Source organism: Mesorhizobium sp. M7D.F.Ca.US.004.01.2.1, assembly GCF_003997785.1.
In the GTDB taxonomy this organism is placed as follows: Bacteria; Pseudomonadota; Alphaproteobacteria; order Rhizobiales; family Rhizobiaceae; genus Mesorhizobium; species Mesorhizobium loti.
Genome location: NZ_RZRQ01000202.1, coordinates 1 through 11,263 on the forward strand (window position 1 = coordinate 1; position 11,263 = coordinate 11,263).

12 protein-coding genes are annotated in these 11,263 nt (G+C 63.7%); 9 read left to right on the plus strand and 3 right to left on the minus strand.

Annotated elements, in window-relative coordinates:
• The 3 genes from EN993_RS23520 to EN993_RS23530 all read left to right on the plus strand — a co-directional run.
• The coding region (locus tag EN993_RS23520; protein WP_164757774.1) for a hypothetical protein at positions 1 to 200 on the plus strand (200 nt) is incomplete at its 5' end.
• Between the two features lie 70 nt (positions 201 to 270).
• The gene (locus EN993_RS23525; RefSeq protein WP_023760503.1) at positions 271 to 501 is read left to right on the plus strand and encodes an AbrB/MazE/SpoVT family DNA-binding domain-containing protein; all 231 of its coding nucleotides are present in this window, start codon (positions 271 to 273) and stop codon (positions 499 to 501) included.
• On the plus strand, positions 498 to 884 hold the full coding sequence (locus EN993_RS23530) for a type II toxin-antitoxin system death-on-curing family toxin (protein ID WP_126068468.1): 387 nt from the start codon (positions 498 to 500) through the stop codon (positions 882 to 884). Before EN993_RS23525 ends, EN993_RS23530 begins: the two co-directional genes overlap by 4 nt.
• Here EN993_RS23530 and greA read toward each other — a convergent pair.
• Positions 881 to 1,354, minus strand: coding sequence for a transcription elongation factor GreA (gene greA / locus EN993_RS23535; RefSeq protein ID WP_109662476.1), 474 nt, complete (start codon positions 1,352 to 1,354; stop codon positions 881 to 883). The two genes, EN993_RS23530 and greA, sit on opposite strands and share 4 nt — an antisense overlap.
• Positions 1,355 to 1,473: 119 nt before the next feature.
• Here greA and EN993_RS23540 point away from each other — a divergent pair, with 119 nt between their 5' ends.
• Positions 1,474 to 2,850, plus strand: a complete 1,377-nt coding sequence (locus tag EN993_RS23540) for a TIGR03808 family TAT-translocated repetitive protein (protein ID WP_127264949.1) — start codon at positions 1,474 to 1,476, stop codon at positions 2,848 to 2,850.
• Here the strand turns inward: EN993_RS23540 and EN993_RS23545 are convergent.
• The gene (locus tag EN993_RS23545) at positions 2,843 to 3,847 is read right to left on the minus strand and encodes an asparaginase (RefSeq protein ID WP_127264950.1); all 1,005 of its coding nucleotides are present in this window, start codon (positions 3,845 to 3,847) and stop codon (positions 2,843 to 2,845) included. The two genes, EN993_RS23540 and EN993_RS23545, sit on opposite strands and share 8 nt — an antisense overlap.
• A 27-nt stretch (positions 3,848 to 3,874) precedes the next feature.
• Positions 3,875 to 5,041, minus strand: coding sequence for an acetyl-CoA acetyltransferase (locus EN993_RS23550; protein WP_127264951.1), 1,167 nt, complete (start codon positions 5,039 to 5,041; stop codon positions 3,875 to 3,877).
• A gap of 199 nt (positions 5,042 to 5,240) precedes the next feature.
• On the opposite strand from EN993_RS23550, the gene betI reads away from it, so the two are divergent.
• From betI to betB, 5 genes are all read left to right on the plus strand, one after another.
• On the plus strand, positions 5,241 to 5,831 hold the full coding sequence (betI, locus tag EN993_RS23555; protein WP_127264952.1) for a transcriptional regulator BetI: 591 nt from the start codon (positions 5,241 to 5,243) through the stop codon (positions 5,829 to 5,831).
• A complete protein-coding gene (gene betC, locus EN993_RS23560) occupies positions 5,828 to 7,357 on the plus strand; it encodes a choline-sulfatase (RefSeq protein ID WP_127264953.1) in 1,530 nt (509 codons plus the stop codon). The genes betI and betC overlap by 4 nt, the downstream gene beginning before the upstream one ends.
• The gene (locus EN993_RS23565) at positions 7,357 to 8,358 is read left to right on the plus strand and encodes a threonine/serine dehydratase (protein ID WP_109663314.1); all 1,002 of its coding nucleotides are present in this window, start codon (positions 7,357 to 7,359) and stop codon (positions 8,356 to 8,358) included. Before betC ends, EN993_RS23565 begins: the two co-directional genes overlap by 1 nt.
• Positions 8,351 to 10,003: a choline dehydrogenase gene (gene betA, locus EN993_RS23570; protein WP_109662463.1), complete on the plus strand. Its 1,653-nt coding sequence runs from the start codon at positions 8,351 to 8,353 to the stop codon at positions 10,001 to 10,003. Before EN993_RS23565 ends, betA begins: the two co-directional genes overlap by 8 nt.
• A gap of 53 nt (positions 10,004 to 10,056) precedes the next feature.
• On the plus strand, positions 10,057 to 11,263 hold a 1,207-nt coding region (gene betB / locus EN993_RS23575), incomplete at its 3' end, for a betaine-aldehyde dehydrogenase (protein WP_127264954.1).

Below are 11,263 nucleotides of genomic sequence, written 5' to 3' on the forward strand. Positions count from 1 at the left end.
AGACAGATCTGACGCTGATCCCCGAACTGCGCGACGCGCTGAAGAAGCTCGGCCGAGGCGATATGCTGATCGTCGCCGGTGGCGTCATCCCGCCGCAGGACTATGACGCCGTGCTGCAGGCGGGGGCGGCGGAGATCTTTTCGCCGGGCACGGTCATTCCAGAGGCAGCGGATCGTTTGTTGGACCGGCTGCTGGCTTAGGCCTGTTATAATATCTGTTGCAACTTCTCGTTGGTCGAGTTATAATCGACGTTGCAACAGGATATCCGTCATGAACACGACCATACGCAAGATCGGCAATTCCGAGGGCGTGATCCTACCGAAGGAGCTGCTCGACCGTTTGAACATGAAGGCAGGCGACAGCATCGTCATCGTTCAGGAAGGCGAAGAGCTTCGTTTGCGTCGCACCGAAGACAGCGCCGAGGAGTTCGAGCGCAAGATGAAGATCGCACGCGAGCGGATGAAAAAGTACGAGGTTGCCTACCGCGCGCTCGCGAAATGACCGAACATCATTCGCGGGAGTTCGTGGAGTCGCTTCACGCCGAGCAGTTGCGCCTGCACGGCGGGGCGGTAGGTATACGAGATGAGGGCATGCTGGAGTCGGCGCTCTCCCGTCCACAGCAGCGAGAGATCTATGGCGATCCGGATTTGTGCGAACTGGCGGCGGCATATCTGTTCGGCATCGCCAAGAACCACCCCTTCGTTGACGGCAACAAGCGTACTGCCTTTGCCGCGGCCGATCTGTTTCTTTATTTCAACGGATTAAGCGTCGAGGCCGACCAGCAGGACGTGATTCAACTGGTCTTGATGGTTGCCGCTGGCGAGATCGATGAAACTGGAGCCGCAGCCTTCTTCCGCGACCATGTCGTCAAGCTCGAGGATTAGCTCTCGGAGAGCTTGACGATTTCCCATTCCTTGCCGTTGACGCTGGCCAAGTCGCCGACCTTCTTGCCGAACAGGGCCACGGCCATCGGCGAAACATGCGAAATGCTACCCTTGGTGGGATCAGCCTCATCCTCGCCGACGATTTTCCAGTGCACCTTCCTGCCGTCATCGCCCTCGAGCGTGACGCCCATGCCGAAGCGCACAAGGTCGCTGCCCGGCTCCGGTACGGAGAGCTCGGCGCTTTCGCGTCGGGCGGTCCAATAGCGCAGGTCGCGCGACACCACCGCGATGCGCTCGCGGTCTGCTTTCCGCTCGGCCTTCGCCAGGAGATCGCGCAGATCGGCGAGATTTTCCTCGATCTGCGCCAGACCGTGCTCCGTCACCAGATTGCGGTGCTGGCTGACCGGTCGCTCACCGACACCGGCGATGGCGTTTTCGCTGTCTTCCTCGCGGGTAAAAGCTCTGCTCATTCCGTGAACTTAGGCGCGGAAAGGCTGCTCGACAAGCCATTGTCTCCGGTCTTGAGAGGAGGCAGACCGTCTGGCACGATTCCTGCGACGCCAAGGTTGAACGCCAGGACCCTGTGCCGATGTTGAACAGACGAACGCTGCTGACCGGAACCGCCGGCTTTGCCATCATGGGCCTCTCGTTCGGCAAGGCGGCGGCAGCGAGCCTGACCGGCATCGAGAAAGCCTCGATGCGCGGCTCGATCAATGCCACGGAACTCGGTGTGCAGCCCGGCACCTTCGACGATCAGAGCAAGGCCTTCGCCAAATTGCTGCGCGACGCCAACGACCGCGACATGCCCGTGTTCCTGCCGCCCGGCACCTATGTCGTCTCTAACCTCTCGCTGCCCGGCCGCGTGCGTCTTTCCGGCGTGCCGGGCGCAACGCGGATTGTCTATGGTGGCGACGGCCACCTGTTCATGGCCGAACAGGCCGACCATATCGAACTCAGCGGGCTGGTCTTCGACGGCGCAAACCACTCGATGGGCGATTATGCGCAAGGATTGCTCGATCTGCGCCGGGTCGCGCACCTCGTCGTCGACAATTGCCAGATCACCGGCAGCGGCAAGAACGGACTGGCGCTGGAACACGCTTCGGGCCGGGTCGAGCGCTCGGAGATATCGGGGGCTGCCGATGCCGGCATCTATTCGGTCGAGGCCAGCGGGCTGGCCATCACAGGCAACACCGTCTCCGACTGCGCCAATGGCGGCATCCTCGTGCACCGCTGGCAGGCGGCGGAAGACGGCACCATGGTCACCGGTAACCGCGTCGAACGGATCCAGGCGCGCAGCGGCGGAACGGGACAGAACGGCAATGGCATTAACGCCTTTCGCGCCGGCAATGTCGTCATTTCGGGCAACATCGTCTCGGACTGCGCCTTCTCGGCGATCCGTGCCAACAGCGCCAGCAATCTGCAAATATCGGGCAACACCTGCTCGCGTTCGGGTGAAACGGCGGTCTATTCGGAATTCTCGTTCGAAGGCGCCATCATCAGCAACAACATTGTCGACGGCGCCGCCAACGGCGTCTCGATCGTCAATTTCAACGAAGGCGGCCGCATGGGCGTCTGCTCGGGCAACATCGTGCGCAATCTCTCGACCAGCGGCCCCTACCCTGCCGACTCGCCAGGATTTGGCGTCGGCATCGGCGTCGAAGCCGACACGACCGTTTCCAACAATGTCATCGAGAACGCACCGCTCTACGGCATGCAGATCGGCTGGGGGCCGTATCTGCGCAATGTCGTGGCCACCGGCAACATCATCCGCAAGGCTGGAACCGGCATCGTCGTGTCCGTCGTCGAGGGCGCCGGCACGGCCGTCATATCCGACAACGTCATCGACGGCGCCCTGAACGGCGCTATTGTCGGCCAGCGCTGGGCCGAGCCGGCGACAGGCGATCTCGCCTCGTCAAACGATACCGGCTATGCGCATCTGACCGTCGAGCACAATCACGTCAGTTGAGGGCCGCGGTGGGCCTGAGCCCCCCGACCTTGGCACCGTTCCGGTTTTCGATGGGCGCGCTTGCCAGTTCGCTCAGCTTTGACGCCAGGGCCTCGTCGGCGCGCAACAATTTGGCAAGAACGGCGGCAACCATGGCTCCGCCGGCGCGGCCGGCGCCATCATCGCATTTCAGCGCGATGCCGAGGCCAAGTTCCGGAATCGCGGCACAATGGACGCCTTCTGCGCCGCCTTTCGTGAAAATCCGCCCTGGTGCGGCCTCCATCAGCGCGACGTCTTCGCGGCCGGTGCCGGCAACGAAGAAGGGCTCGGCCATGCAGGCGGCCAGCAGCCGCTTTGCGGCCTTGGCTCTCTCGGGGCCAAAACCATTTGTCGTGGCCATGCGGGCAAAGCCGAGCGCGAAGCTCCTGAGCGGCACCGCATAGGTCGGGATCGAGCAGCCATCGGTGGCCCGCTCGTCTGCGCCATGGACAGCGCCCGTCACCGCCTGCATGGCGTCGCGCACCATCTCCTGCAGGCCGTGCTCCGGCTTGACATAGCCGCGGTGCGCAATGCCGGCGTGGACGCAGGTGCAGAGGAAGCCGGAATGCTTGCCGGAGCAATTGTTGTGCAATGCATTCGGCGAACCGCCGGCGCGGGCGAGCGCAATCTCGGCGTCATGATTGGACGGCCAATGCGTACCGCATTCGAGTGCTGATCCCTCCAGCCCGGCCTTGGCCAGCATGGACCGCGCCAGTTCGACATGTGCCGGCTCGCCCGAGTGGGACGCACAGGCAAGCGCCAATTCGCGGTTGCCGAAACCATAGGCATCCGCCGCCCCGCTTTCGACCAGCGGCAATGCCTGGATCGCCTTGACCGCCGAGCGCGGGAACACCGGCTTGGCGGTATCGCCGATCTCCCAGACCGGCTTGCCATCGGCATCGAAGACCGCGACCGCACCACGATGCGCACTCTCGACGATCGCGCCGCGCAAGACTTCGATCAGAACCGGATTTGTCATGGCTACCCCGTAAAATACGGGCTGCTTCTACCTGATCCGGTCCAATATGGAAACGTAGTTGGCGACCGCCGCACCGCCCATATTGAAGATGCCGCCGAGTTTTGCGCCCGGCACCTGGATGCCGCGGGCTTCGCCGACAAGTTGCATGGCGGTCAAGACATGCATCGACACGCCCGTGGCACCGATCGGATGACCCTTGGCCTTCAGCCCACCAGATGGGTTGACCGGCAGGCGGCCATCCTTGGCTGTTGTGCCGTCCAGCGCCAGCCTGGCGCCCTCGCCCGGCTTGGCCAGGCCCATCGCCTCATATTCGATCAGTTCGGCAATGGTGAAGCAGTCATGCGTTTCGACGAAGGAGAGATCGTCGAGTGTCACGCCGGCGTTCTTAAGCGCTCGGGTCCAGGCCTGCTCGCAGCCTTCGAAGGTCAGGATGTCGCGCTTCGACATCGGCAGGAAATCCTGCACATGTTCGTTGGCGCGGAAGGCAACGGCACGCCGCATCCTCAGCGCCGTCGCGGTGTCGGCGAGGATAAGGGCAGCGGCACCGTCGGAGACCAGCGAGCAATCGGTGCGCTTCAGGGGACCGGCAACGAACGGGTTCTTCTCGCTCTCCTGGCGGCAGAACTCGTAGCCGAAATCCTTGCGCATCTGCGCATAGGGGTTGTCGACGCCATTCTTGTGGTTCTTGGCGGCGATCATGGCGAGCGCGTCCGACTGGTCGCCATAGCGCTGGAAATAGGCCTGCGCGATCTTGCCGAAGACGCCGGCGAAACCCGCAGGCGTGTCGCCATCCTCGGGCAGATAGGACGCTTTGAGCAGGTTCTTGCCGATCTCTGGCCCCGGCGTCGTCGTCATCTGCTCGGCGCCGACCACCAGCACGATGCGGGCGGCATTGGCGTCAATGGCGCGGATGCCTTGCCGGACCGCCGCCGATCCCGTGGCACAAGCGTTTTCGACGCGCGTCGCCGGCTTGAAGCGCAGCCGGTCGTCGGCCTGAAGCACCAGGCTGGCGGTGAAATCCTGCGCCGAAAAGCCGGCGTTGAAATGGCCGAGCACGATCTCGTCGACCTCGTCGGGACCGATGCCGGCATGGTCCAGCGCGTCCGTTGCCACCTTGACGATCAGGTTTTCGAGCGTTTCGCCCTCGAGCTTGCCGAAGCGCGAATGCGCCCAGCCAACGATACATGCGGTCATGGCGGTCTCCATCCTTGGCGCCAGCCTAGCATGTGGGCTCACGGCGCACGTCGCATTTATTGTTCAAATGTAAACAATCCTGTCCGCTTCGTGAAGGGCTGGAACCAGACAATCGCTTGGTACAGACGAAGCCAGTGCCAATTTTTTTGTTGATTGACCCGTCAATAAAAAATAATCCTGCTTCAAAGGACGCAGTGAGATGCCGAAAGTCGGAATGGAGCCATTGCGCCGCAAGGCGCTCATCGACGCGGCGATCTCGGCGATCGGCGAGCGCGGTTCGCTCGACGTGACCATGTCCGAGATCGCCGGACGTGCCGGCGTGTCGTCAGCCCTTGCCCATCACTATTTCGGCGCCAAGGACGAGCTTCTGCTGGCAACGATGCGGCACATCCTGGCCGAACTGACCACCGACATGCGACGCGCCCTTCAATCCGCTGCCACCCCGCGCGAACGTGTTTCGGCCGTGGTTGCCGTCAACTTTTCCGACATCCAGTTCCAGCCGGAAACCATCGCCGCCTGGCTCGCCTTCTATGTCGAAGCGCAGAAATCACCAGCCTTGCGGAGGCTGCTCAGGGTCTACGCACGGCGCTTGCACTCCAACCTGATGAGCGGCCTGACCGGGATCCTGCCCAGAGCCGAAGCCGACCGCGCCGCCGAAGCGACAGCGGCAATGATCGACGGGCTCTACATCAGGCGGGCGCTGAAGGACGGCGTGCCTGATGCCGCGACCGCGATCGCGCTGGTCGAGGACTATCTCGAAACCAAACTCGGCGAGCGGCGCAAACAGTGACAACGAAGCGACCCAATTTCTTGATCGTCATGGTCGATCAGCTCAACGGGACCCTGTTTCCGGATGGGCCGGCAGAATTTCTGCACGTACCGCATCTGAAGGCGTTGGCCGCGCGTTCGGCGCGCTTTGCCAACAACTACACGGCGTCGCCACTCTGCGCGCCGGGCCGTGCCTCGTTCATGAGCGGGCAATTGCCGTCGCGCACTGGCGTCTACGACAATGCCGCCGAATTCGCCTCATCGATCCCGACCTTCGCCCATCATCTGCGCGCCGCCGGCTACTACACCTGCCTGTCGGGCAAGATGCATTTCGTCGGGCCGGATCAGCTGCACGGTTTCGAGGAGCGGCTGACCACTGACATCTACCCGGCCGATTTCGGCTGGACGCCAGACTACCGCAAGCCGGGCGAGCGTATCGACTGGTGGTATCACAATCTGGGCTCGGTGACCGGCGCCGGCATCGCCGAGATCACCAACCAGACGGAGTATGACGACGAGGTCGTGTTCCTGGCCACGCAGAAGCTCTATCAGCTTTCGCGCGAACAGGACGATGCGAACCATCGGCCCTGGTGCCTGACCGTCTCGCTGTCGCACCCGCACGATCCCTATGTCGCGCGCAAGCAGTATTGGGATCTCTACGAGCATTGCCAGGCGCTGGACCCGGAAACCGGGTTCATCGCGCGTGACGAGCAGGATGCGCATTCCCGGCGGCTTTACCACGCCAGCGACTATCCCTCTTTCGAGATCACGCCAGAGCAGGTGCGTCGTTCGCGGCGCGGCTATTTCGCCAACATCTCCTATGTCGACGACAAGCTCGGCGAGCTTCTGGACGTTCTCGAGCGCACCCGCATGGCCGACGACACAATCATCCTGTTCTGCTCGGACCATGGCGACATGCTCGGCGAGCGCGGCCTGTGGTTCAAGATGAGCTTCTTCGAGGGTTCGGCGCGGGTGCCGCTGATGATTGCCGGCAAAGGCGTTCGCGCCGGGCTGATCGAGACGCCGGTCTCCAATCTCGATGTGGCGCCGACGCTTTGCGACCTCGCCGGCATCGACATCGCCGCGATCGCGCCGTGGACCGACGGCCAGTCGCTGCTGCCGCTCACCGAGGGCATCGAGCGCACGGCGCCGGTGCTGATGGAGTATGCCGCCGAAGGCTCCAACGCGCCTTTGGTGGCGATCCGCGACGGCAGATACAAATTCGTCCATTGCGAGCTCGATCCGCCGCAACTGTTCGATCTCGAAGCCGATCCGCTCGAGCGGGACAATCTGGCCGACGATCCCGCCAATGCGGGCCTGGTGGCGGCATTCATGGACAAGGTCCAGGCGCGCTGGGACATGGCCGGCTTCGACGCCGCCGTGCGCGAAAGCCAGGCGCGCCGCTGGGTCGTCTATCCGGCGCTGCGCAACGGCGCCTACTACCCCTGGGATTTCCAGCCCCTGCAAAAAGCGTCCGAGCGTTACATGCGCAATCACATGAACCTCGACAATCTCGAAGAGAGCAAAAGGTATCCGCGAGGCGAATGATGTCAGACCTTCTCGTCCCCTCCCTCGACCATCTCAAGCAGGCCTATGCCGTCACCTCCCGGGCGACGCAGATCACGCCGCTGCTGGAATCGACAGCACTGGCCAGGGAGACGGGGGCGACCCGCGTCTTCATCAAGCCGGAATCGCTGCAATGGGCCGGCTCGTTCAAGGTGCGCGGCGCCTATTGGCGGCTGAAGCAGCTTTCGCCCGACGAGGCGAAGAAAGGCGTCGTCGCCTATTCCTCCGGCAATTTCGCGCAAGGGCTGGCGGCCGCCGGCCAGGCGCTCGGCATTCCCGTCACCATCGTCATGCCGATCGATGCACCGGCCGCCAAGCGCGACGCAACGGCGGGTTATGGCGCCCGCGTCGTGCTGACCGACCATGGCGAGCGGGCGCGTGAAGAAGTCGCCGCCGCCAAGGCACGCGAGATCGCCGAGACAGAGGGGCTGGCGCTGCTGCATCCTTTCGACGATCCGGAGATCGTCGCCGGCCAGGCCGGCGCCGGCCTCGAAGCGCTCGACCAGCTTGAGGCCAAGGGTGCCAGCGCCGACCTCTTGTTCTGCTCGGTCGGTGGCGGTGGGCTGATCGGTGGCGTCTCGCTCGCCTTCCACTATCTGTCGCCCGCGACAGAGATCATCGGCGTCGAGCCGGAAGGTTTCAACGGTATGGGCTCGTCGCTGGCGCATGGCGCTATCGAGACGATGCCGATCGGGCCGAAGTCGATCTGCGACGGGCTGATGTCGCGCCGGCCGGGCGACGCGCCGTTTGCCGCGGTCAAGACCGCCGGCGTTCGCGGCATCACCGTCGATGATCAATCGGTGCGCAGCGCCATGCGGATCGCCTTCGAGCGCATGAAGCTGGTGCTCGAACCATCGGGGGCGGCGTCGCTGGCAGCACTCCTCGGCGGCAAGGTGGATGTGAAGGGCAAGACCGTCCTTGTTGTGGCTACCGGCGGCAATGTCTCGCTCGCCGATTTCATGGCGCATATGAACCATGCTTGAAGCGGATTTCGTCATCATCGGCTCCGGCTCGGCCGGCTCGGCCATGGCCTATCGGCTGTCTGAGGACGGCAAGCATTCGGTCATCGTCATCGAATTCGGCGGCAGCGATATCGGGCCGCTGATCCAGATGCCGTCGGCGCTGTCGATCCCGCTCAACATGAGCCTTTACGACTGGGGCTTTGCCAGCGAGCCGGAACCGCATCTCGGCGGGCGCGTGCTGGCGACGCCGCGCGGCAAGGTCATCGGCGGCTCGTCCTCGATCAACGGCATGGTCTATGTGCGCGGCCACGCCCGCGACTTCGACCATTGGGCCGAAGAGGGTGCGGCTGGTTGGGGCTTCGCCGACGTGCTCCCCTATTTCAAGCGCATGGAAGACTCCGACGGTGGCGAGGATGGCTGGCGGGGCAAAAGTGGTCCGTTGCATGTACAACGCGGCTCGCGGCGCAATCCGCTCTACGGCGCCTTTGTCGAGGCCGGCCGGCAGGCCGGGTTCGAACTGACCGACGACTACAACGGTTCCAAGCAGGAAGGATTTGGGCCGATGGAGCAGACCATAAGCGGCGGCCGCCGCTGGTCGGCGGCATCAGCCTATCTGAAGCCGGCGCTGAAGCGCAAAAACGTGAGTCTGGTCAAGGGCTTTGCGCGGCGGGTGATCATCGAGAATCAACGCGCCGTCGGCGTCGAGATCGAAGCTCACAAACAGATTCAGGTCGTTAAGGCGCGACGTGAGGTGATCGTCGCCGCATCGTCGATCAATTCACCCAAGATCCTGATGCTGTCCGGCATCGGCCCGGCCGAGCATTTGCGCGAAAACGGCATTACGGTGGTGGCCGACCGACCCGGCGTCGGGCGCAATTTGCAGGACCATATGGAGCTCTACATCCAGCAGGAATCACTACTGCCGATCACGCTCAATTCAGTGCTGAACCCGTTCTCGAAAGCACTCATCGGCGCGCAGTGGCTGTTCTTCAAGACCGGCCTCGGCGCCACCAACCATTTCGAAGCGGCGGCCTTCGTGCGCTCACGTGCAGGTGTCGACTACCCCGACATCCAGTACCATTTCATCCCCGCCGCAGTCCGCTATGACGGCAAGGCGGCGGCCAAGTCGCATGGCTTCCAGGCGCATGTCGGGCCGATGCGATCGAAGTCACGCGGCTCGGTGACGCTGCGCTCGCCGGACCCGAAATCGCAGCCGGTGATCCGCTTCAACTACATGTCGCATCCAGACGACTGGACGGAGTTCCGCCACTGCATCCGGCTGACGCGCGAGATCTTCGGCCAGTCGGCGTTCGATCCCTATCGGGGCAAGGAAATCTCGCCGGGCAGCCAGGTGCAGTCGGACGACGACCTCGATATCTTCATTCGCGACCACGCCGAGAGCGCTTACCATCCTTGCGGCACCTGCAAGATGGGCCGCGCCGACGACATGATGAGCGTCGTCGATCCGGAATGCCGGGTCATCGGCGTCGAAGGCTTGCGGGTAGCGGATTCCTCGATCTTCCCGCGCGTCACCAACGGCAATCTCAACGCGCCATCGATCATGACCGGCGAGAAGGCATCCGACCATATCCTTGGCCGCACGCCGCTGGCGCCGTCCAACCAGGAACCATGGATCAATCCGCGCTGGCAGGCGTCGGACAGATAGAGCATGATCCGGCGAACGTTCCGCCAAAAGCGAAGACGATTTGGAGACCTCCCATGCGCGCCCAGCCCACGGCATCGCACTATGTCAATGGACGCTACATCGAGGACGACGGCGGCGCGCCGCTGCCGGTCATCTATCCGGCAACCGGTGAGACCATCGCCATGCTGCGTTCGGCGACGCCGAACGTGCTGGAACTCGCCGTCGAGGCAGCACGGGCAGCGCAGCCCGCCTGGGCGCGGCTGAAGCCAGTAGAGCGTGGGCGCATCCTGCGCCGCGCCGCCGACATATTGCGCGCCCGCAACGCCGACCTCGCCCGCATCGAGACGCTGGACACCGGCAAGGCGATCCAGGAAACGCTGGTGGCGGATGCACCGTCTGCGGCGGACTGCCTTGAATATTTCGGCGGTGCGGTTGCCGCCTACAATGGCGAGTCGATAGATCTCGGCGGGCCCTTCGCCTACACAAGGCGCGAGGCCCTCGGCGTCTGTGTCGGCATCGGCGCTTGGAACTACCCGATCCAGATCGCCGGCTGGAAATCAGCACCTGCGCTCGCCATGGGCAACGCCATGGTGTTCAAGCCATCGGAAAACACGCCGCTGTCGGCGCTGGCGCTGGCCGAGATCTACAGCGAGGCCGGCCTGCCCGATGGGCTGTTCAATGTGGTGCAGGGCTATGGCGATGTCGGCGCCGGGCTTGTCGGCCACGATGTCGTCGCCAAGGTCTCGATGACTGGCTCCGTCCCGACCGGCCGCAAGGTGCTGTCGCTCGCCGGCTCGAAAATGAAGCACGCGACGATGGAGCTCGGCGGCAAGTCGCCGCTGATCGTCTTCGACGATGCCGACATCGAGAACGCCATCGGCGGCGCCATGCTCGGCAATTTCTATTCGACCGGCCAGATCTGCTCTAACGGCACGCGCGTCTTCGTGCAGAGCGGCATCCACGACCGCTTTGTCGACCGTCTGATAGCGCGGACCAAAAAAATCCGCATCGGCGATCCGCTCGATCCCGAAACCCAGATGGGCCCGCTGGTCTCCAAGGCGCAGCACGACAAGGTGGTCGGCTATATCGACATCGGCAAGCAGGATGGCGCCGTTCTCGCCTGTGGCGGCAATGTGCCTACGTTGCAGGGTTTTCAGGGCGGGTTCTTCGTCGAGCCGACGGTGTTCACCGGCGTCACCGATGGCATGCGCATCGCCCGTGAAGAAATTTTCGGGCCAGTGATGAGCGTGTTGAAATTCGACGGCGAGGACGAGGTGATCG